Genomic DNA, 20961 nt, shown 5'->3' with positions numbered 1-20961 from the left:
ATTTTAGTGACATGGGAACGGCTCATGTATTTCGTTACAGGCGGCGCCGGCTTTATCGGCTCCAATGTGCTCGCGGCTCTCGAACAGCGCGGAGATGGCCCCCTTGTCGTCTGCGACCGGCTGCGCAGCAATGAGAAATGGCGCAACATCGCCAAGCGCGAACTGTCCGACGTCGTGCATCCCGAACAGATGTTCGATTTCCTCGAGGCCAACAAGACGAGGATCAAGGCCGTCTTCCATATGGGAGCGGTATCGACGACCACGGAAACCAACGCCGACCTGATCGTTGCCAATAACTTCAATCTTTCCCTGGCGCTGTTCGCCTGGTGCACGCGCAATCAGGTAAGGATCATCTACGCCTCCTCCGCCGCGACCTACGGCGACGGGACGCACGGCTTCGAAGACAGCGGCAACACGGCGGCGCTTTCGCTTTTGCAACCTCTCAACGCCTACGGCTGGAGCAAGCATCTGTTCGACCGCCGCGTTGCCCGCAAGATCGAAGAAAAGAAGCCGATGCCGCCGCAGTGGGCCGGCTTGAAGTTCTTCAACGTCTACGGTCCCAACGAATATCACAAGGGCAGTCAGCAAAGCGTGGTGGCCCAGATCTATCCGCATGCCGACGCCGGCGCCCCGGCCCACCTGTTCCGCTCGCATCATCCCGATTATCCGGACGGTGGCCAGAAGCGCGACTTCATCTGGGTGGGCGACGTCGCCGATGTGATGATGTGGCTGCTCGATCATCCCGAGATCAACGGACTATTCAATCTCGGTTCCGGCAAGGCACGGACGTTCGTCGACCTCGCGTCGGCGGTTTACCGCGCCGTCGGCAAGGAGCCCTATATCAAGTTCGTCGATACGCCGGCCAACATCCGGACGAACTACCAGTATTTCACCGAAGCCAAGATGGATCGCCTGCGCGCGGCCGGCTACACGAAGCCCTTCACCTCGCTGGAGGAGGGGGTGACCGCCTATGTCACGCGCTACCTCGCGAGCAAGGACCGGTATCGCTAAATGGCGCTGCAATTTCCCGCAATCGATCCGGCGATGGTCAGAATCGGGCCATTCGCCATTCGTTGGTACGCCGTGGCCTACATCGTCGGCCTGATCGGAGGGTGGCGATATACACGCTGGCTGGTCGGCAAGCCACCATTCGCCATGACCCTCGAACAGGTGGATGACTTCCTCGTCTGGGCGACCGCCGGCGTGGTGCTGGGCGGCAGGCTGGGATATGTCCTGTTCTACAAACCGCTCTATTACCTGGCGAATCCGCTGGAAACCCTGATGGTCTGGCAAGGAGGGATGTCCTTCCATGGCGGTGCGTTGGGGGTAATTGCGGCCATCGTGCTGTTCTCCAGACGCAACCGGCTCCATCTCCTCGCCGTAGGCGACGTCATTTGCACCGTGGTTCCGATGGGGCTGCTGTTCGGACGGATCGCCAATTTCGTCAATGGCGAACTGTTCGGACGCCCGGCGCCCGAGGACCTGCCCTGGGCAATGATCTTCCCGGGAGGCGGCCCTGTCGCCCGCCATCCCAGCCAGCTTTACGAGGCGGGCCTGGAAGGACTGGTGCTGCTGGTCGTGATGCATATCCTTTGGCGCCAGACGTCGCTGCGGTTGCGCTCCGGCTTCCTGTCGGGCGCCTTTCTCACCGGTTACGGTCTGGCGCGGATCGTCGGCGAATTTTTCCGTCAGCCGGACGCCAATCTGGGCTTCCTGTGGGGCGGCGCGACCATGGGCCAATTGTTGTCACTGCCGCTGCTCGTCGTCGGCGCCCTTCTGATGGCCAGGGCGAAACAGCCGACATGACCGCCCTTGCGGATTGGCTGTTTGCGCGAATAGACGCCGAGGGACCACTTGCCGTGGCGGACTACATGGGGGCGTGCCTGGCCCATCCGCAATGGGGCTATTACGTCCGCAAAGATCCCCTGGGCTCCGCGGGTGACTTCGTCACCGCGCCGGAAATCAGCCAGATGTTCGGCGAACTGTTGGGCCTGTGGGCATCGGCGGTCTGGCAATCGATGGGATCGCCGGGCGCCGTCGTTCTCGCCGAACTGGGCCCCGGCCGAGGCACCTTGATGAGCGATTTCCTGCGGGCCGCCGAAATGGTCCCGGCCTTTCGACGCGCGCTGAACATACATCTGGTGGAAATCAGCCCGGTCCTGAAGGCCGCCCAGCGCGAAACGCTGCGCGACGCTCACGTCGTCTGGCTGGAAGATATCCGCGATTTGCCCGAGGGCCCCGTTTTACTGCTGGCCAATGAATTTTTCGACGCGCTGCCGATCAGTCAATATGTGAGGCGGGGCAATGGCTGGCACGAACGCCGGATCGGCAGGGACGGCCATCACCTGGCGTTCACCGACGGCCCCATCGCCGCCATCGAGGCCCCTCTGGCCAAGGACGGCGACATTTTCGAAATCAATAAACCCGCACGCGATATCGCCCGATGGATAGGTCAACGCTTGACCGAACAGCCCGGCGCCGCCTTAATCATCGACTATGGCCATTCGGCCACGGCTGTCGGCGATACATTGCAGGCGGTCAAAGGCCATAGCACCACTGACGTTCTAGACGATCCGGGAGAAGCCGATTTGACCGCACATGTCGATTTTCAGGCCCTGGCCGAAGCGGCCAAACCGGCCGCAGCGACCGACGTGACGACGCAAGGTGCCTTTTTACGTTCCCTCGGCATAGAATTACGTGCCGATCGTCTGATATCCGGCACCCCCCAAAAGGCAGATATGGTCGCCAGCGCATGTCGGCGCTTGATAGAACCCTCAGGAATGGGCACCCTATTCAAAGTAAGGGCTTTAACCCATCCCGGGTTGCCCACCCCGCCAGGATTTGTCCGTTGAATACGATGCATCCGGGAATGATCACCCTATCCACCCTCAATGAAGTCTTGCGCATCCGGCATGGCTTCTTCACCCGCGAAGGCGGTGTTTCCGAAGGAAACTATCTTTCGCTCAACTGTGGCCTGAATTCGGAGGACGATCCCGAACGGGTGATCGCCAACCGGACCAGGGCTCTCGCCCAACTCGATATCGAACCGCAGTCGCTGGTCACCGTGCGCCAGGAGCATACCGACCGTGTCGTCGTGATCGACGACAACTGGGCGCCCGACGCCCCGCAGGCACCGGCCGATGCGATGGTCACCAACCGTGCCGGCGTGGCTCTGGGCATCCTGACGGCGGACTGTGCCCCGGTCCTCCTGGCCGATCCCCGCGCCAATATCATCGGAGCGGCCCATGCCGGGTGGCGGGGAGCCCTGGGGGGCGTTCTCGACAATACCGTCGCCGCGATGATCAAAATGGGCGCCAAGGCTTCACGCATCGCCGCCGCCGTGGGCCCCTGCATCGCCCATCGCTCCTACGAGGTGGGCCCCGAATTCCCGGCCCCCTTCCTCGCCGACGATCCCGATAACCACTTTTTCTTCGCGCCTGCCGCACGGGAGGGACACTTCTACTTTGACCTGCCCGGCTATCTCGCGCGCCGCTTGGCCAAGCTTTCAGTAATCGATGTCGCCCGCACGCCCTGCGACACTTTCCGTGAAGAAGGCCGCTTTTTCAGCTATCGGCGATCGAGGCTGAAGGGTGAGAAGGACTTCGGCCGCATGTTGTCGGTCATCGTGCTGGAACGCTGACGGAGCCCATGCCCCCCCCCGTGACGGCTGTCCTCGGTCACGCTCACCGTCGCGGCCGCCGCCGGATTGCGATCCAGCCCCTTTGGGCGATGCTGTTGTTGGCCGCGTCGACAGCGGCGTGCGGCCCGCTTCCCCGCCCGTTTGCCCATGAAAAAGTCAATGCGCTGGTAAGCGATCAACGCGCCCTGGCTCCTCTGGCCGTCCGCCGAATCGACGGGGCGCCGGGACTGGCCGAAGCGCTGATCCAAACGTTGAATCAAGAAGATATCGCCGCCAGCCCGGAAAGCGCCGGTGACGGTTTTCTCTCCCTGTCCGGCAAGATCCGCAGTGAAAACGGTACCGTCCAGTTGATCTGGCAGATCATCGACGGCGACGGCCGGATGATCGGCGAATTCCGCCAACCGCTGCCACCGGGATCGATCGATCCCGCCCGGAATCCCCAATTCGTGCAGAGCGCCACACGCGCCGTCATCCATGCGTTGCGCGGCGACGATTCGGGAACCAGGGATTTGGAAGCCGCTCCGAAGGTGGCCGTATGGACGGTCAAGGCCCCTGCCGACTTCGATGGCGACGCCCTGTCCCGGGCCATGGCCCGGGCCCTCGGCCTGAAGGGCCTCGCCGTCGTCTCCGGTCAGGCGGCCTTCGTCGTCACCGGCCTTCTGCGGATCGGGCCGACCACCGGCGGCCAGGCAATGGTGAGCATCGACTGGACGGTGCGTGACGCGAAGGGACATGACCTCGGAACCGTTTCGCAGAGCAGCCCCGTCGCCCAGGAGCGCTTGCTGGGACCACTCGCGGCGCTGCTGCGCGATATCGCCGAAGCCGGTGCCGACGGCATCGCCGAGGTGATCCGCAGTCAGCGGCCTCAAACGCCGCCAGAGCCCTAAACCGGGGCGGCCCCATGCGTTGTCATCAAAGCTGCCGCGCGGCCGGCCGACGGAACGGACATCCAAATGCCGTTTACATCGTCCGGGCCGGCTGTTACATTCCGGCCCACTTCACACATCGTGACGTTTCGCAATCACTTCGGCTAAGCCCGCAGGATTCCCTATGAAAATTCTCGCCTGCAATAGTAACCGGCCGCTCGCCGAAGCTATCTCCAGCTATCTCAATCTCGCCCTGACCTCGGCCAGCGTTAGACGCTTTTCCGATATGGAGGTCTTCGTCGAGGTCCATGAGAACGTCCGTGGCGAAGATGTCTTCGTCGTGCAGTCGACCAGCTTCCCGGCCAACGACAATCTGATGGAACTGCTGGTGACGCTGGATGCCCTGCGGCGCGGTTCTGCCCGGCGCATCACCGCCGTGGTGCCCTATTTCGGCTATGCCCGCCAGGATCGCAAGTCCGGTCCCCGCACACCGATATCGGCCAAGCTGGTCGCCAATCTGATCACCAGCGCAGGCGCGGACCGCGTGGTCACGCTGGATCTGCATTCGGGGCAGATCCAAGGCTTCTTCGACATTCCCCTCGACAATCTCTACGCCGCCCCGGTGTTCACCAACGACATCACCCATCATTTCCAGGGCGACGATCTGATGATCGTCTCCCCGGACGTCGGCGGCGTGGTGCGTGCCCGCGCCATCGCTCGGCGGTTGGACGCCGATCTCGCCATCATCGACAAGCGGCGTGAGCGGGCCGGCGTTTCCGAGGTGATGAACATCATCGGCGACGTCCGCGGCCGACGCTGTATTCTGATCGACGATATCGTCGATTCCGCGGGAACCCTCTGTAATGCCGCTGAAGCCTTGATCAAGGCGGGCGCCACATCGGTTTCGGCCTATGTCACCCACGGCGTGCTGTCGGGTGGCGCGGTGGCGCGCGTGACCAATTCGCCGCTGGAGGCGTTGGTGACCACGGATTCGATCCAGGCGACGGAAGCGGTCCAGCAAGCCCATAACATGCGCCAGATCTCCATCGCCCCCCTGATGGCCGAGAGCATCCAGCGCATCAGCGAAGAACGTTCGGTTTCAAGTCTGTTTGACTAATTAGACCGATTTTTCGCACAATATAGCAAATGAGCACCGGAGCGGGCTTTCCCGCGACTGGGCCGTTGAGGCCCCGCGCCACCGTTGGCGCGTAAGCCAAGCCGGCGGATGCTGGCGCCCGGCGCCTGAGGGACTAAATATATAAAACCGGAGCGGGCTTTCCCGCGACTGGGCCGTTGAGCCCCCGCGCCACCGTTGGCGCGTAAGCCAAGCCGGCGGATGCTGGCGCCCGGCACTTTAGGGCATGTGGACATTCGGCAATTGGCCGGATGTATTTCGTCCTCTTGATCGTTCCGGTGCGTTCCGGCTTTTGATGAACCACCAAGACACCAAGGTGGCGGAGTGTGCCACTGGCCTTTTCCCGTCCCGTCATCGGCTGGCGGACGAATGCCTGCGGCGCGGATTGGCCGCCACCGGATGGTCCGAAAGACGCCTTGGTGCCTTGGTGCCTTGGTGGTTCATCAAAAGCCGGAGTTTCCGTTCATGCCATCGGAGAACCGGAGGCAACGGGAGAGCCTTAAGGCGCCCCCGGCCGTCTGAATGTCCACGCGCCCCAGGGAGCACTCGAAAGAGACTCCGGGCGAGGCTTGAAAAGCATCGTCCGGAGGTGTAAACACTCCCGTTCCCGGCGTCGGCACCCCTGGAGGCGACGCCGCTTTTCTATTGGAGAGTTTCGATGAGCGAAATTACCAGCATCAGCGTCGAGGCGCGTGATCGGGCCGGAAAGGGGGCCGCCCGTGAAACCCGCCGTCAGGGTCTTATCCCCGGCGTCATCTACGGCAACAAGCAATCCCCGATTTCCATCGCCGTCAGCCCCCGCGTGTTGTGGGCTGAAATGAACAAGCCCGGCTTCCTGAGCCGCCTGTTCGATGTCAGCGTCGGCGGCAAGACCGAGCGTGTCCTGTGCCGTGACGTTCAGTGCCACCCCGTCAGCGATCAGCCGCTGCACGTCGACTTTCTGCGCATCAGCGCCGAATCGAAGGTTCACGTGCACATTCCGGTGCACTTCAGCAACCAGGACAAGTCGACCGGCCTGAAGCGCGGCGGCGTGTTGAACGTGGTCGCCCACGAGTTGGAGATCATCGCCCCGGCCATCGCCATTCCGAGCGAACTGGTCGTCGATCTGACCGGACTCGACATCGGCGCCTCGATCCATCTGTCCACGATCAAGCTGCCCGAGGGCGTGAGCGTCGTGACGCACGAAAAGGATCAGACGATCGCCACCATCGCCGCCCCGACCGTGGCCGCAGCTGCGGAAGCGGAAGAAGCGGCTGCCGCTGCGGCGGCCTCAGCGGCCGCGGCGCCCGAGGCTACCGGCGAAAAGCCGGCCAGCTAAGCCATGCTTTTGTTGGTGGGGCTGGGCAACCCTGGTGGGAACTACGCCCGGAATCGCCACAATGTCGGCTTTATGGCGGCGGACGGAATCGTCCGCCGCCATTCCTTTGGATCCTGGCGCTCGAAATTCCACGGGCATGTGGCCGAAGGCACGATCGACGGCGAGAAGATCCTGGCCTTGAAGCCCGAGACCTTCATGAACCTGTCCGGCCAGGCGGTAGCCGAGGCGGCCCGCTTTCACAAGATCGCCCCCGACCAGGTCATCGTCTTGCATGACGATCTGGACTTGGCACCCGGCAAAGTTCGCGTCAAAAAGGGCGGTGGCGCCGGCGGACACAATGGGCTGAAAAGTATCGACGCGCATCTCGGCAACGATTATTGGCGCGTCCGCTTGGGAATCGGCCATCCGGGCCATCGGGATCTGGTCACCCCCTGGGTGCTGGGCGACTTCGCCAAGGCCGACGAGATCTGGCTGGGCCCTTTGCTCGACGCCGTAGCGACGCATTTTCCCATGCTTGTCGCCGGCAACGAAAACGGCTTCGTCACCAAACTGGCGCAGGAGGTTCCCGCGCCGAAACCACCGAAATCCGAATCAATGGGAGGCCCTGATGGGGTTTAATTGTGGAATCGTGGGACTTCCCAATGTCGGCAAATCAACGCTGTTCAACGCCCTGACGTCGACGGCGGCGGCACAGGCCGCCAATTACCCGTTCTGCACCATCGAGCCGAATGTCGGCCGCGTGGCGGTGCCCGATCCCCGGCTCGAAAAGCTTTCCACCGCGGCGAAATCGGCCAAGATAATCCCCACTCAGCTCGAATTCGTCGACATCGCCGGCCTGGTCCGCGGGGCGAGTCGGGGCGAAGGCCTGGGCAACCAGTTCCTGGCCAATATCCGTGAAGTCGACGCCATCGTCCATGTGCTGCGGTGCTTCGAGGATTCGGACATCACCCACGTGGAAGGATCGGTCGATCCGGTCCGCGACGCCGAAACCATCGAAACGGAACTGATGCTGGCCGATCTCGACAGCCTGGAGCGCCGCGTCGTCGCCGCCGGAAAAAAGGCCAAGGGCGGTGACAAGGAATCGAAAACCCAGCTCGATGTCATGGAGCCGGTTCTGGCGGCCCTGCGCGAAGGACGTCCGGCCCGCTCGGTCCCGTTCGATGCGGACGAACGAGCCATCTTGCGAACCCTGGGCCTGCTCACCTCGAAGCCGGTTCTTTACGCTTGCAATGTCGAGGAAGCCTCGGCCGCCACCGGCAATGCCTTTTCCGAGCGGGTCGCCGCCAAGGCGAAGGCCGAGGGTGCGGCGCATGTCGTCGTTTCGGCGGCCATCGAGTCCGAGGTGGCGCTGCTGCAGGACGAGGCCGAGAAGGCCGAATTCCTGGGCGCGCTCGGCCTGGAGGAGACCGGGCTTACCCGGGTCATCCGTGCCGGATACGAGCTGTTGCACCTGATTACCTTCTTCACCGTCGGCCCCAAGGAAACCCATGCCTGGACGTTGATCGGCGGACTCAAGGCTCCACAGGCGGCGGGCGTCATCCACACCGACTTCGAACGCGGCTTTATCCGAGCCGAGACCATCTCCTACGAGGACTTCATCGCCTGCGGCGGCGAGGCGGGCGCCAAGGAAGCCGGAAAGATGCGCCTGGAGGGCAAGGAATACCTGGTTCAGGACGGAGATATCTTCCACTTCCTGTTCAACGTGTGAGGTCCCCGGTCATGCATGTGCCGACCTTCTCCGTCGCCCCGACGTTCCTGGGTACCCAACTGGCCCCCACCGACGCCCACCTGTGCATCGCCGGCATCCCCCTCGACATCGGCGTGACCAACCGTCCGGGAGCCCGCTTCGCCCCCCTGGCCATCCGCCATGCCAGCCGCATGTTGACCGATGGCGATAATCCGGCGGGCTGGGCCGACCTGACCCGCCTTCCCTTCGCCGACGTCGGCGACTTCGCCATCGCCCTGGGTGATATTCCGGAAAGCCTCCGCCTCATTGAAGAACAGGCCTCGGCCTTTCCCCACCTTCTGACGCTGGGCGGCGAACACACCGTCACCCTGCCGCTTTTGCGAGCCCTGACGAAACGGACCGGCCCGGTCGGCCTCATTCATTTCGACGCCCATATCGACACCTGGCCGGACAATTTCGGCCAGGTCTACGGACATGGCTCGGTCTTCTACCACGCCATCAACGAAGGGCTGGTCGACCCGGCCCGAATGGTGCAGATCGGCATCCGCTCCCCGATGCCGCGCGATGTGTGGGATTGGACGGAAGGCAAGGGCGTCACCATCCTCTCGGCCGAAGCCGTCCATGAAAGCACACCGAAAGCGGTGGCGGAAACCATCCGCGGCGTCGTGGGCGACGGCCCCGTCTATCTCTCCTTCGACATCGACGCCCTCGACCCTTCGCAGGCGCCGGGCACAGGAACGCCGGAAATCGCCGGCCTGTTCGGCTGGCAGGCGATGGCCATTCTGAAGCGTCTGGTCGGTCTCGATTTCGTCGGCATGGATGTGGTCGAGGTCAGTCCGTCCTACGACGTGGCCGAAATCACCTCTCTGGCGGCGGCCACTCTCGCCTGGCAATATCTTTCCCTGCTGGCACAAAACCTCCCCGCGAAATAATCGTTCTCACCGCAAGAAACACTCTTGCGCGGCCTGGAAAACAGCGTATATATCCGCTCCAGACGCACTCGCACGTGCCTATGGCCCATATCAAGGGACTTTTGAAGTCCTGGGTTATGCTACGACGGTCAGGCGTCCTTTTTGGTCTCCGGTCGACAGTGGATCGGTCCCCGAAAGGGAGGTGGACATGGTTGTGGAACGCGCGAGGATTTCCCCGCACTTCCGAAGTTGACTTAAGTCGAACGCAATGGCATTGCGCGCCCTTTCGGCACGCTGATGACTGTTGGATTTGACGTTTGGTCGCGGCCCCTGACGGAGCCGCGCTGGTTCCGACTTTTACCCGGCGGAAGCCGGGCCGCTTCGGGAGATGGCCGAGATGAATGTAGTACGTTACCGAGCCGCAGCAGTACCCGTTGACCGGGCGCGGCGGAGCAGATATCCCGTCCTGCCCGATGTCAGTCGATTGGTGCTGACCGAACGGCCCGACGATCCGCTGCATTGCCTGCGCCCCCGGGTTCTGGCCGAATCGGCCGCCCGCTTCGTCGAACTGTTTTCCGGCGACGTGCTTTACGCCGTCAAATGCAATCCCCAGCCCGCGGTCCTGCGTGCCCTGTGGAAAGGTGGCCTGCGTCATTTCGACGCGGCGTCGCTGAACGAGGTGCGGTTGGTGCGCGGCCTTTTCCCGGCCGCCGTCATTCATTTCATGCATCCGATCAAAACCCGCTCGGCCATCCGGCAGGCTTATTTCCAGTATGGAGTGCGCGATTTCGTTCTCGATGCGGCGGAGGAATTGGACAAAATTCTCGCCGAAACCGATGACGCGACCGATCTCGGCCTGATCGTCCGCCTTGCGCTGCCGAAAGGCAAAGCCGTCTACGACCTGTCCGGAAAGTTCGGCGCGGCACCCGACGAGGCCGCCGCCCTGCTGCGGAAATGCCGGCATCTGGCACCAAAAATCGGCATCAGCTTCCATGTGGGATCGCAATGCCTGGAGCCGGAAGCGTATGAGCGGGCTCTGGCGCTGGCCGGCGAGGTCCTCGCCATGGCCGGAGTGGATATCGACGTTCTCGACGTCGGCGGCGGATTTCCCGTCAGCTACCCCGCCGAGGTACCACCGCCGCTGGACGCCTTCATTGAGGCGATCGACAGGGGCGTGGCAAAATTGAATCTCCCGGCGGCCTGCCGACTGTGGAGCGAACCGGGGCGGGCCCTGGCCGCGCCCGGAGAATCCATCGTGGTCCGGGTCATCGCACGGAAGAACGGTGCGCTTTATGTAAATGATGGTATCTATGGCGCCTTGTCCGACGCTGGAGCGTCCATCGGATTCCGCTTTCCCGTGCGGTTGATCGGAGCCGACGGCGGCGAGCGGAACGACGAGTTGCGCGCTTTCGAATTTTTCGGGCCCACCTGCGATTCGGCGGACCGAATGAAGGGACCATTCCTGCTGCCGGCCGACACGCGGGAAGGAGACTGGATCGAAATCGGCCAGCTCGGCGCCTATGGAACGGCGCTGCGCACCGGTTTCAACGGCTTCGACCAGACATTGACGGTCGAGGTCGAGGATCGGCCTTTGCTTGAGACTCCCGGCTATCTACCGGCCGCCATGCGTGCGGCCTGAAAGGCTTTAGAGGGAAGAATTGCAGAACAAGGGGGGTAGTATCGCGATGAAATACGCCAGATTTGGCGGACGCCTGGTGATCGTCGGTTTCGGCAGCATCGGGCAGGGAGTGCTGCCGCTGATCCTGCGGCATATCGATCTCGACCCGGCGAAGATCACTATCGTGACGGCCGAGGATCGGGGTCGCGACATCGCTCGCGAATATGACATCCGGTTCATCAAGGAACCTTTGACGCGAGAGAATTATCGGCGCGTCCTCGGTCCGTTGCTGAGCACCGGCGACTTTCTTCTCAATGTGTCCGTCGACGTCTCGTCCCTGGCGCTGATCGAATTCTGCCGCGACCGCGACGTCCTCTATCTGGACACCTGTATCGAGCCATGGGTCGGCGGCTATACCGACACCACGCTGTCGCCGTCGCTCCGCTCGAATTACGCCTATCGCGAGGAAGCCCTGAAACTGCGCCGCCCGGAAGGCGCGGCGACCGCCGTGATCACCCATGGCGCCAATCCGGGACTGGTTTCGCATTTCCTGAAGCAGGCCCTGCTCAATCTCGCCCGCGACACGGGCCTCGAGGTTTCGAAGCCGGCCGGCCGCGCCGATTGGGGCGAACTGATGCGCAAGCTGTCGGTGAAGGTGGTGCATGTCGCCGAACGCGACACCCAGGTTCCCAACACGCCGAAAAAGGTCGGCGAATTCGTCAACACATGGTCGATCGAGGGCTTCGTCGGCGAAGGCTGCCAGCCGTCCGAACTGGGATGGGGCAGCCACGAAAAAACCTTCCCGCCCGATGGCGGACGCCACGAATTCGGAAGCGGCTCGGCGATCTATCTCAACCGGCCGGGCGCCAGCACGCGGGTCCGCACCTGGACCCCGATCGAGGGGCCGTTTCACGGCTTTCTGATCACCCATGGCGAGGCGATCTCCATCGCCGACTATTTCAGCGTCGTCGATGGCAAGAAGGTCCTCTTCCGGCCGACCGTGCATTACGCCTATCACCCCTGTGACGACGCCGTCCTGTCGCTGCACGAACTGGCCGGCAAGAACTGGCATATGCAGCCCAACAAGCGCCTTCTGACGGATGACATCGTGGGAGGCATCGACGAACTGGGCGTCCTGCTGATGGGGCACGCCAAAGGGGCCTATTGGTACGGATCGCAGCTGTCTACCGCCGAGGCGCGCGGGCTTTGCCCGCACAACAACGCGACCAGCCTGCAGGTGACCATTTCCGTGCTGGCGGCCATGGTGTGGGCGATCGAGAATCCCCGCGCGGGCGTCATAGAGCCCGAGGAACTGGACTTCGAGAGAATCCTCGGCATCTGCATGCCCTATCTGGGTCCGGTGGTCGGCGCCTATTCCGACTGGACGCCGCTCCGCGACCGCGGGCAGTTGTTCCCCGAGGATATCGACAACGCCGACCCCTGGCAGTTCAAGAACTTCCGGATCGTATAACTCGGATCGGTTCGCTCATCGCCGCCCCCGGGCCATGCCCGGGGGCATTCGCACATCTTTTTTCGGTAACGAAAAGTGTGTCGTTCGCCAGCCAAAAACGAACCAATCCTTTGCGGGCACCGGCGTTTCTCCCGCAAAGCGGGCGTGGGTTTATCCTCGCGCCTATGGGCGTCTCTGCTTTCCGGTGAGCGCAGGGATCGTCCCGGCTTTCAAGCCTCGGCCAGCTCCAGACCGATCCCCAGGGCGTCCCTGGATGGGATGCCCAGATGCCCGCCACGGCGCGCCACCGGCACACCGTTGGCCGACAGCACATCGGCCGCCCGGGAGAGATCGGCGACGCGGATGGTCAAGGCAACCATGGCCGGGGCCGCCGGCAGGCGAAGATCCAGACCAGGGTGCAAATCGTCGAAACCATTGGGGCTGACCAGAAAAATCAGACCGCGCCCGGTATGGACGGTGACCATCTCATCGGTGGGCGTACAGGCCGCCGGACCGAAAAGCCGGCTGTAATCGGAGATCGCCGCTTCGGGGTTATCGAGCAGCACGGTGAGCGAAACGATCCCCAGGGCCGTGTTGGGATGCTCGCGCCATTCCGAAAAACCGCCGTCGGCCTCCCCTCCGACGGAACGAAGCTCCGTCGACAATCCTGGAGGCAAGCCGTCGGGCAAGGCGATGGACGAAATCAGCCCCTCCCCGACCGGAGGCAGAGGCTCGACCCCCGCGCGGACCAGCGACTGACGGGATGCCGCCAAGTCGCGGCTGACCAAACCCAATCCCGCCAATCGGCCGGCCGCCCCGGCAAGAGCTCGCCGCAACCGTTCGCTGTCGCCCCCCGCATCGCCGGGAGCGGCCAATTCCACATAATCGGTTCCAAAGCGGATGAACCCTGCGGCGTCATCACGCGTCGCCGGCGCGACGGAAAACCCCAAGCGGACAAAAGCCTGACGCGCCGCCCCGGCATCGGCGACGGCAATGCGCGCGTGATCGATACCCGTGATCTGATGAGCCATCGGCCTCTCACCCAAGGATGGAAAAAACAGGGGTGTGCGAAGCCTACTCCCGGCGGCCCCGCCTGTCATGAACGGATCAGCGAGAACCTTTCTGCGCATTCTCGCCATAGGCCGAGAACCGCTCGACGGTGGACGCCATTTCCTCGTCGCTGAGCAGGATCGGTTCACCCAGTTGCAACGCCCGCCAATAGCCCTCGGCCAGTTCCTCCACCTCGACGGCGAGCGCCATCGCCCCGTCCAATGACGTGCCGGTGGCGATCATCCCATGGTTGGCGAGAAGACAGGCCTTGCGCCCTTCGAGAGCGGTCATGGCGAAATCGGACAGGGCCTGCGTTCCGAAGGAGGCGTAGGGCGCACAACGGATATCGCGTCCGCCGGCCTTGGCCACCATATAATGATAAGGCGGAATTTCCTTATGCAGGACGGCCAGGGCGACGCAGAACGACGGATGGGCATGAACCACCGCGGTGATTTCCGGCCGGGCCGCGTAGATATCGCGGTGGAACCGCCATTCCGAAGAGGGCTTGCGAGCGCCCTGCCAGCTTCCGTCCATGTCGACCGCGACGATGTCCTCGGGATGCAGGCGATGGGGGGCCATCCCCGACGGCGTGATCAGGAAACCGCCGTTCCAGCGGATACTGATGTTTCCCGCCGTTCCCTTGTTAAGCCCCAGTTTCTCCAGACGGACGGAGGCGTCGATGATGGACAGGCGTTGGGTCGTCGACCGGACGGTGTTTTCAGACATGGTTTCGCTTTTCGGGATAAAGGGAGAGCAGCCCCACGGATGAGGCCGGACAAACGCCACGCTCGGTGATCAGACCGGTGACCAGCCGGGCCGGAGTGACGTCGAAACCGTAATTGATCGCCGGACTGCCGTCAGGAGTCAATTGCACGGTCAAACGCTCGCCGGACGGCCCCCGGCCGCTGATATGGGTGACCTCGGAGGGATCCCGTTCCTCGATGGGAATATCGCGCACCCCGTCTTCGATGGTCCAATCGATGGTCGGCCCCGGCAACCCGACATAAAACGGCACGCCGTTGTCGTGGGCGGCCAGAGCCTTCAGATAGGTGCCGATCTTGTTGCAGACATCGCCCGATGCCGTCGTCCGATCGGTGCCGACGATGCAGACGTCGACCTGCCCATGCTGCATCAGATGCCCGCCGGCATTGTCGACGATCACCGTATGGGCGATCCCCTGCCAATTGAGTTCGCAGGCGGTCAGACTGGCCCCCTGATTACGCGGCCTGGTCTCGTCGACCCAGACATGCAGTGGGATGCCCGCCTCATCGGCCTTGTAGACCGGCGCCAGCGCCGTACCCCAGTCGACCGTGGCCAGCCAGCCGGCGTTGCAATGCGTAAGCACGTTGAGCCGCGAGGCCCCCGCCGCTTTCCGCTTTTTCCAAAGCTCGGCGAGAATCGCCGCGCCATGCCCGCCCAGCGCCGCATTCATCGTCACGTCCTCGTCGGCGATCTCGGCCGCCCGCCGGTAGGCCGCGGCCAGACGGTCGGAAACAGCCAACCCGGCCAGCCGGGCCCGCATGTCGTCCAGGGCCCAGCGCAGATTGACGGCGGTCGGACGGGTGGCCAGCAACCGGCGGCAGGCCTCGTCGAGCCGGGCGTCCGAGGCATCGCTCCGCAGTGCCAGTGCCACCCCATAAGCCGCCGCCGCCCCGATCAAGGGGGCCCCGCGCACCCACATCTCCTTGATCGCCCGCTCGGCCTCCTCAAGGGTATCGAGACGGATGACCACCAATTCGTGGGGCAGGCGCGTCTGATCGATGATCTCGACGCCGCGGCCGTCCTCGGCCAGCCAGATGGTCCGGCGATGCGTTCCATGGATTTTCATGGCGTCAGCCCTTCAGAACGCGGCCGGCCACCGCATCGAGCTTGCCGACCATGGCGGGATCGCGCGCATCGGCGTGGGTGATGATGGCGCTGTCCAGCGCGCGATGGCACCCGCGCGGACAAATCTCGGGGCCATGGCGCAGCCTGGGCGCGACGGCCCGGACCAGGGCCCGGGCCTTGTCGGCGTTTTCCAGCAGAACCTTGACCACGGCATCGACCGACACATGGTCGTGGTCGGGATGCCAGCAATCGTAATCGGTGACCATGGCCACCGTGGCGTAACACATCTCCGCTTCCCGGGCCAGCTTGGCCTCCGGCATGTTGGTCATGCCGATGACATCGCATCCCCAGGTCCGGTAGAGCTCGGATTCGGCCTGAGTGGAGAATTGCGGCCCCTCCATCACCAGATAGGTGCCGCCGCGTTTGGCGGCAATGCCGACCTCGGTCGCGGCCTCGGCGATGGCGTCACCCAACCGGCCGCAGACGGGATGGCCCATGCCGACATGGGCGACCAGCCCGGTTCCGAAGAAGCTCTTGTTGCGGGCGAAGGTCCGGTCGATGAACTGGTCGACGATAACGAAGGTGCCCGGCGCCAATTCGGCCTTCAGGGAACCGACGGCCGACACCGAGATGATCTCGGTGACCCCGGCCCGTTTCATCGCATCGATATTGGCCCGGAAATTGAGTTCGGACGGGGGAATCTTATGGCCGCGGCCATGTCTGGGCAAAAAGACCAGCTTCTGTCCGTCCAGGTCGCCGAACAGCAGCTCGTCGGACGGCGCGCCGAAGGGACTGTCGATTTTCTGCCATCGCACATTGGCCAAACCATCGATCTGATAGACGCCGCTGCCGCCAATAATGCCCAGAACACTCATGACCAACCCTTTCCTGCGAACCTGGGAAAAGTGGTTAACCGAAGCGGCCGGGCCTGTCCACCCCGAAGCGAGGGGAGGGAAGAGTCAGGCGGCGGTCGCGGTCCTCGGCGTCATGGGGTGACGGGGCATGCGCGCGGCCTCTTCCGCCTCGTGGAAAATCACCTCATCGAGCGCGGCGCGCAGGACCGGCTCACAGTCGGAAGACAGCGTCGTCAGGGGCAGGCGCAATTCATCGCGAAGCAGCCCCATCTGCGCCAACGCCCATTTCACCGGGATGGGATTGCTTTCGACGAACAAGGCTCCGGCAAGAGGCGCCAGCAAGTCGCGCAACTTCAGGAAGCGCTCCATATCGCCTTCGGCCCAGGCGCGATAGAGCGCGGCATTGAGCGCCGGGGCGACGTTCGCCGACACCGAAATGCAACCGTCGCCACCCAATTCCAGAGCTGCGGCGGCACTGGAGTCGTCGCCGGACAGCAGGAGAAAATCCGGCCCCAGATGCCGGCGCAGGATCGCCGTCCGGCCGGGATCGCCCGACGCGTCCTTGAGGCCGACGATATTGGGCAGTTCGGCCAACCGCAAGATGGTTTCCAGGCTCAGCCCGGCCCCGGTCCGCGACGGCACGTCATAAAGCAGAAGCGGCAGGTCGGTCTTGCTCTGCAGGGTCAGAAAATGGCGATACAATCCATCCTGGGTCGGGCGGTTATAGTAGGGAACGACACAAAGGACACCATCGGCTCCCAGCCATTCGGCCTGATAGACCAGGTCGACAGCCGTATCGGTGCAGTTCGACCCCGCCCCGGCGATCACCGGCACGCGGCCCCCGGCGGTATCGACCGCCAAGCGGATCAGCAGCGTCTGCTCCCGCCGGTCCAGGGTCGAGACCTCGCCGGTCGTCCCGCAAACCACCAGGGCGGCCGTTCCCCGCTCGATTTGGCGCTCGCAGAGAAAACGGAACGACCGCTCGTCGATATATCCATTCTTGAAGGGGGTCACCAGGGCAGCCATCGAGCCGCGCGCCCCCGGTAATCGGCGATGCGTCGTCACAGCCCCGCCCTCCGGTTCGAGCTGACGCCGCGCAACCATCCGGGACGGGAAGCCGTCACCACCAACCGCTCGCCGTAGGGATGATAGGACCAGAGCACCAGTCCGTTGGCGCCGAGCCGGTATAAAAAATTCTGGACCCAGGCACGTTCGTCGGCGGGCAATAGGATGGCCAGCAGCCGCGGATCGCCGATGCGATGCAACAGGGCGCGGATCGGGCCGCCGATCTCGGGCGCCGGGCTGGCAGCCCCGAAATCCTTGGGCTCCTGAGCGATTATCTCTCGCCCGGACCGAAGGGGATCGATCAGCCAGATCACATCGGCGGACTCGTGATGCAGGCAGAGAGCGCCCGGATGAATGCCGGAGGCGACGCCGCAGCCGTGATGGGCCAATCCGGCGAGATGCTCCGACAAGGACCCGCCGACGACCAGCACGCGGTCCTCCGGCTGGATGCCGGTTGTTTCAATAAGGAATTCCGTGAGGGATTTCGGAGAAGTGTCGACTGAGGAAGGAAAGACGCCGACGGAAGGAGATGCTTTGGAAGACAGCCGTATCGACGAGGTCGACATAGCATTTCATCCGTATCAATTGAAGATGGGGGCATCCTAGAGGGAGGACCGATAAAGGCTCCATGCGATTCCTGACCACCACGACTTATGCGCTTTGTCCGGTTGCTTATGATTTCCTTATCGATCAGGGGCGATCAAGACCCGCCAAAGACGGAGAAAGGCCGCCGTGTCGCCACGGCGGCCTTTCATTTTTCACCCGATCGGCACGGGTCAGTGCAGCCTAGCCCAGATTTTGCGCTTCAGGGCGTAGAATAGGATGGTCATGACGAAGACGAAAATCAGCGTCTTGACGCCTAAGCTGTGGCGCTGATCCAGTTCCGGCTCGGCGGCCCAATTGAGGAAGGCCACGGCGTCCTTGGAGATCTGCTCCTTGGTCGCCTTGGTGCCGTCGGCATAGGTCACCTGGTCGTCGTTGACCGGCGGTGGCATGGCGATCTGATGACCGGGGAAGGCGGTGTTGTAATACATGCCGTCGGGAATAGTGACCCCTTCCGGAGGCGTATCCTTGAAGCCGGTCAGAATGCCGTAGACATAGTCGGGACCACCGACCCGGGCCTTGGTCATCAAGGACAGATCGGGGGGAAGGGCGCCGTTGCTGGCGACGCGCGCCGCCTGATCGTTGGGGAACGGCGGTACGAACCGGTCGGAAGGACGGGCCGGGCGGGCATACATGTCGCCCTGGTCGTTGGGACCGTCCTGGACCTGCTTCTCGGCGGCGATCGCCTTGATCTCGTCCTCGGTGAAGCCGAGATCGCCCAGATTGCGATAGGCCACCAGCTTCATCGAATGGCAGTTCGAGCAGATCTCGCGGAAGACCTGGAACCCGCGCCGCAACTGCGCCTTGTCATATTGTCCAAAGGGACCGTGCCAGGACCAGTTCTGGCGTTCCAGCGCCGGTCCCTCCTCGGCCGCGGCCGGGATCGCGACGGCCAGCAGGGCCGCCGCGAATGTCGAAGTCAGGAACTTACGCATTACGCCTTCTCCATCTTCTGAGCAGCGTGACCGGCGGACGCGCCCTTGAGCACGGGAGCGGAAATGCTTTGCGGCAACGGCTTGGGCTTCTCGATCTTGCCCAGAACCCACAACAGCGGGAAGAACAGGAAATAAGCCGCCGTTGCGATACGGCCGACCACCACGATCTGGCCTTCCGGAGGCTGCGAGCCGCAATAGCCGAGAACCAGGCAAACCGCCAGGAAGATCCAGAAGATCTGCTTGAAGATCGGACGGAACTTCGCCGAACGCACCTTCGAGCTGTCGATCCAGGGAAGGAAGAACAGGATGACGATAGCGCCGAACATGGCGAGAACGCCGCCCAGCTTATCGGGAATCGCCCGCAGGATGGCGTAGAAAGGCAGAAAATACCATTCCGGCACGATATGCGGCGGGGTCACCAGGGGATTGGCCGGGACATAGTTGTCCGGTTCGCCGAAGAAGTTCGGGGCGAAGAAGACGACGGCCAGATAGATCAGCAACAGCACGCCGATGCCGACCAGATCCTTGACCGTATAGTAGGGATGGAATGGAATGGTGTCCTGCGGCCCCGTCACGTCGATACCCAGGGGATTGTTGGACTTCGTCGTATGCAGCGCCACCAGATGCAGGAAGACCAGGGCGAAAATGACGAAGGGCAGCAGATAGTGCAGGGCGTAGAAGCGGTTGAGGGTCGGATTGTCGACCGAGAAACCGCCCCAGAGAAGCGTGACGATGTAATCGCCGACCACCGGAATCGCCGAGAACAGGTTGGTGATCACCGTGGCGCCCCAGAAGGACATCTGGCCCCATGGCAGCACATAGCCCATGAAGGCGGTGCCCATCATGACGAGATAGATCAACAGGCCCAACGCCCACAGCAGTTCGCGCGGCGCCTTGTAGGAGCCGTAATAGAGGCCGCGGAAGATATGGATGTAGACGCAAATGAAGAAGAAGGAGGCGCCGTTCATATGCAGATAGCGCAGCAGCCAGCCGTAGTTGACGTCGCGCATGATATGCTCGACGACGCCGAAGGCGATGGCGGTATTGGCCGCATAATTCATGGCGAGGAAAATGCCGGTGAGAATCATCACGACCAGCATGAAGCCGGCCAGCGAGCCGAAATTCCACCAGTAATTCAGGTTCTTCGGCGTCGGATAGTCGACGGCGCTTTCTTTCAGAACCGAGAAGATCGGCAGGCGCTCGTCAACCCACTGAACGATTTTGTTGTCGAATTTTTGTCCGCTCATCGAAGCTCTCCTAGCCGATCCGAACCGAGGTGTCGGTGAGGAAGGTGTATGTGGGAACCGCCAGATTGAGCGGAGCCGGGCCTTTCCGGATACGGCCCGACGTATCGTAGGCCGAACCATGGCACGGGCAGAACCAGCCGCCGTATTCCCCCTTCGGATCGCTGGCTTTCTGCCCCATCGGAATACAGCCGAGGTGGGTGCAGATCCCCACCAGAATCAGCCATTCCGCCTTCTTGACGCGCTTGTCGTCGGTTTCCGGATCGCGCAGTTCGGCCAGATCGACCTTGCGCGCCGCTTCGATTTCCTCATCGGTCCGATGGCGGATGAACACCGGCTTGCCGCGCCAGGTAACGGTGATCGCCTGCCCGACGGCGATGGAGGACAGATCGACCTCCGTCGAGGACAGGGCCAGCGTATCGGCGGCCGGATTCATGCTATGGATCAATGGCCAGACGGCCAGTGCCGTGCCGGCCACCCCGACGGCACTCGCCGCATAGAGCAGAAAATCCCGGCGCGATTCGCCTTCAGGGGGCGTCCCCGAGGCGGAAGTCGACGTATCAGCCATGCTATTCCCTCTCAATGACCCCACTGGGAGTGCGTACGACAAGTATAAATACTCGTCTTTTTTGCCCCTTTCGCGAGAAAGTGGCAAGTATGGTCGACAGCGGGTGACGTGACTAGAAGCCCGATTGGCATATAAATCAATTCCAACATCTTGAAAAGCGCGTGATGATCGCGTCCCCACATCAATTTGG

Annotated in this window: 20 protein-coding genes and 1 pseudogene; 12 read left to right on the top strand and 9 right to left on the bottom strand. The window is 63.0% G+C overall.

Annotated features, from left to right (window positions below):
• Positions 1-24: 24 nt before the first annotated feature.
• The 12 genes and pseudogenes from rfaD (at position 25) to CWS72_RS13705 (ending at position 12646) form a co-directional block, all read left to right on the top strand.
• On the top strand, positions 25-1011 hold the full coding sequence (gene rfaD, locus CWS72_RS13760; RefSeq protein ID WP_101251197.1) for an ADP-glyceromanno-heptose 6-epimerase: 987 nt from the start codon (positions 25-27) through the stop codon (positions 1009-1011).
• The gene (gene lgt, locus CWS72_RS13755; RefSeq protein ID WP_101251196.1) at positions 1012-1806 is read left to right on the top strand and encodes a prolipoprotein diacylglyceryl transferase; all 795 of its coding nucleotides are present in this window, start codon (positions 1012-1014) and stop codon (positions 1804-1806) included.
• Positions 1803-2852 carry a class I SAM-dependent methyltransferase gene (locus tag CWS72_RS13750; RefSeq protein ID WP_101251195.1) on the top strand — a complete coding sequence of 350 codons (1050 nt, stop codon included), beginning with the start codon at positions 1803-1805 and terminating at the stop codon, positions 2850-2852. Before lgt ends, CWS72_RS13750 begins: the two co-directional genes overlap by 4 nt.
• A 17-nt stretch (positions 2853-2869) precedes the next feature.
• Positions 2870-3640: a peptidoglycan editing factor PgeF gene (gene pgeF / locus CWS72_RS13745; protein ID WP_101251264.1), complete on the top strand. Its 771-nt coding sequence runs from the start codon at positions 2870-2872 to the stop codon at positions 3638-3640.
• 8 nt (positions 3641-3648) lie between these two features.
• A complete protein-coding gene (locus CWS72_RS13740) occupies positions 3649-4527 on the top strand; it encodes a hypothetical protein (RefSeq protein WP_146002746.1) in 879 nt (292 codons plus the stop codon).
• Positions 4528-4690: 163 nt separating this feature from the next.
• On the top strand, positions 4691-5623 hold the full coding sequence (locus CWS72_RS13735) for a ribose-phosphate pyrophosphokinase (RefSeq protein WP_101251193.1): 933 nt from the start codon (positions 4691-4693) through the stop codon (positions 5621-5623).
• 676 nt (positions 5624-6299) lie between these two features.
• Positions 6300-6959 (top strand): 50S ribosomal protein L25/general stress protein Ctc, encoded by a 660-nt coding sequence (locus CWS72_RS13730; protein WP_101251192.1) that lies wholly within the window; start codon positions 6300-6302, stop codon positions 6957-6959.
• A 3-nt stretch (positions 6960-6962) separates the two neighbouring features.
• Positions 6963-7535 (top strand): annotated as a pseudogene (gene pth / locus CWS72_RS13725) (aminoacyl-tRNA hydrolase); the annotation flags it as partial.
• A gap of 31 nt (positions 7536-7566) precedes the next feature.
• The gene (gene ychF / locus CWS72_RS13720; RefSeq protein ID WP_101251190.1) at positions 7567-8667 is read left to right on the top strand and encodes a redox-regulated ATPase YchF; all 1101 of its coding nucleotides are present in this window, start codon (positions 7567-7569) and stop codon (positions 8665-8667) included.
• A gap of 11 nt (positions 8668-8678) precedes the next feature.
• Positions 8679-9578 (top strand): agmatinase, encoded by a 900-nt coding sequence (gene speB, locus CWS72_RS13715; protein WP_101251189.1) that lies wholly within the window; start codon positions 8679-8681, stop codon positions 9576-9578.
• A gap of 376 nt (positions 9579-9954) precedes the next feature.
• Complete coding sequence (locus CWS72_RS13710; protein ID WP_101251263.1) at positions 9955-11196, top strand: type III PLP-dependent enzyme; 1242 nt, start codon at positions 9955-9957, stop codon at positions 11194-11196.
• A gap of 46 nt (positions 11197-11242) precedes the next feature.
• Positions 11243-12646: a homospermidine synthase gene (locus tag CWS72_RS13705; RefSeq protein WP_101251188.1), complete on the top strand. Its 1404-nt coding sequence runs from the start codon at positions 11243-11245 to the stop codon at positions 12644-12646.
• Between the two features lie 209 nt (positions 12647-12855).
• Here the strand turns inward: CWS72_RS13705 and CWS72_RS13700 are convergent, their stop codons facing one another.
• The 9 genes from CWS72_RS13700 to petA all read right to left on the bottom strand — a co-directional run bounded on the left by CWS72_RS13700 (position 12856) and on the right by petA (position 20771).
• Positions 12856-13656 carry a VOC family protein gene (locus CWS72_RS13700; RefSeq protein WP_158240648.1) on the bottom strand — a complete coding sequence of 267 codons (801 nt, stop codon included), beginning with the start codon at positions 13654-13656 and terminating at the stop codon, positions 12856-12858.
• Positions 13657-13732: 76 nt separating this feature from the next.
• On the bottom strand, positions 13733-14401 hold the full coding sequence (locus tag CWS72_RS13695; protein ID WP_101251186.1) for a class II aldolase/adducin family protein: 669 nt from the start codon (positions 14399-14401) through the stop codon (positions 13733-13735).
• Positions 14394-15503, bottom strand: coding sequence for an S-methyl-5-thioribose-1-phosphate isomerase (gene mtnA, locus CWS72_RS13690; protein WP_101251185.1), 1110 nt, complete (start codon positions 15501-15503; stop codon positions 14394-14396). Before mtnA ends, CWS72_RS13695 begins: the two co-directional genes overlap by 8 nt.
• Positions 15504-15507: 4 nt before the next feature.
• Entirely contained in the window at positions 15508-16377 is an 870-nt protein-coding gene (locus tag CWS72_RS13685; protein WP_101251184.1) for an S-methyl-5'-thioadenosine phosphorylase, read from the bottom strand.
• An 84-nt stretch (positions 16378-16461) separates the two neighbouring features.
• Complete coding sequence (dapA, locus tag CWS72_RS13680) at positions 16462-17421, bottom strand: 4-hydroxy-tetrahydrodipicolinate synthase (protein WP_241911724.1); 960 nt, start codon at positions 17419-17421, stop codon at positions 16462-16464.
• Positions 17418-17852, bottom strand: coding sequence for a hypothetical protein (locus tag CWS72_RS13675; protein WP_146002745.1), 435 nt, complete (start codon positions 17850-17852; stop codon positions 17418-17420). Before CWS72_RS13675 ends, dapA begins: the two co-directional genes overlap by 4 nt.
• Before the next feature lie 345 nt (positions 17853-18197).
• A complete protein-coding gene (locus tag CWS72_RS13670) occupies positions 18198-18959 on the bottom strand; it encodes a cytochrome c1 (protein ID WP_101251181.1) in 762 nt (253 codons plus the stop codon).
• The gene (locus tag CWS72_RS13665) at positions 18959-20206 is read right to left on the bottom strand and encodes a cytochrome b (protein ID WP_101251180.1); all 1248 of its coding nucleotides are present in this window, start codon (positions 20204-20206) and stop codon (positions 18959-18961) included. The genes CWS72_RS13670 and CWS72_RS13665 overlap by 1 nt, the downstream gene beginning before the upstream one ends.
• Before the next feature lie 10 nt (positions 20207-20216).
• Complete coding sequence (gene petA, locus CWS72_RS13660; protein WP_101251179.1) at positions 20217-20771, bottom strand: ubiquinol-cytochrome c reductase iron-sulfur subunit; 555 nt, start codon at positions 20769-20771, stop codon at positions 20217-20219.
• Positions 20772-20961 lie beyond the last annotated feature (190 nt).

Source organism: Telmatospirillum siberiense, from assembly GCF_002845745.1.
GTDB classification, from domain to species: Bacteria; Pseudomonadota; Alphaproteobacteria; order Rhodospirillales; family Magnetospirillaceae; genus Telmatospirillum; species Telmatospirillum siberiense.
Note: the sequence above shows the minus strand (reverse complement) of the source record. Positions and strands in the feature narration are given on the sequence as shown.

Coding starts and splice junctions, on each gene's coding strand:
- CWS72_RS13695 (WP_101251186.1), bottom strand. CDS start 14,401: ATGTCTGAAAACACCGTCCGGTCGACGACCCAACGCCTGTCCATCATC.
- CWS72_RS13730 (WP_101251192.1), top strand. CDS start 6,300: ATGAGCGAAATTACCAGCATCAGCGTCGAGGCGCGTGATCGGGCCGGA.
- ychF (WP_101251190.1), top strand. CDS start 7,567: ATGGGGTTTAATTGTGGAATCGTGGGACTTCCCAATGTCGGCAAATCA.
- CWS72_RS13670 (WP_101251181.1), bottom strand. CDS start 18,959: ATGCGTAAGTTCCTGACTTCGACATTCGCGGCGGCCCTGCTGGCCGTC.
- CWS72_RS13710 (WP_101251263.1), top strand. CDS start 9,955: ATGAATGTAGTACGTTACCGAGCCGCAGCAGTACCCGTTGACCGGGCG.
- CWS72_RS13735 (WP_101251193.1), top strand. CDS start 4,691: ATGAAAATTCTCGCCTGCAATAGTAACCGGCCGCTCGCCGAAGCTATC.
- CWS72_RS13700 (WP_158240648.1), bottom strand. CDS start 13,656: ATGGCTCATCAGATCACGGGTATCGATCACGCGCGCATTGCCGTCGCC.
- lgt (WP_101251196.1), top strand. CDS start 1,012: ATGGCGCTGCAATTTCCCGCAATCGATCCGGCGATGGTCAGAATCGGG.
- mtnA (WP_101251185.1), bottom strand. CDS start 15,503: ATGAAAATCCATGGAACGCATCGCCGGACCATCTGGCTGGCCGAGGAC.
- CWS72_RS13685 (WP_101251184.1), bottom strand. CDS start 16,377: ATGAGTGTTCTGGGCATTATTGGCGGCAGCGGCGTCTATCAGATCGAT.
- pgeF (WP_101251264.1), top strand. CDS start 2,870: ATGATCACCCTATCCACCCTCAATGAAGTCTTGCGCATCCGGCATGGC.
- petA (WP_101251179.1), bottom strand. CDS start 20,771: ATGGCTGATACGTCGACTTCCGCCTCGGGGACGCCCCCTGAAGGCGAA.
- CWS72_RS13740 (WP_146002746.1), top strand. CDS start 3,649: ATGCCCCCCCCCGTGACGGCTGTCCTCGGTCACGCTCACCGTCGCGGC.
- CWS72_RS13665 (WP_101251180.1), bottom strand. CDS start 20,206: ATGAGCGGACAAAAATTCGACAACAAAATCGTTCAGTGGGTTGACGAG.
- speB (WP_101251189.1), top strand. CDS start 8,679: ATGCATGTGCCGACCTTCTCCGTCGCCCCGACGTTCCTGGGTACCCAA.
- CWS72_RS13750 (WP_101251195.1), top strand. CDS start 1,803: ATGACCGCCCTTGCGGATTGGCTGTTTGCGCGAATAGACGCCGAGGGA.
- CWS72_RS13705 (WP_101251188.1), top strand. CDS start 11,243: ATGAAATACGCCAGATTTGGCGGACGCCTGGTGATCGTCGGTTTCGGC.
- rfaD (WP_101251197.1), top strand. CDS start 25: ATGTATTTCGTTACAGGCGGCGCCGGCTTTATCGGCTCCAATGTGCTC.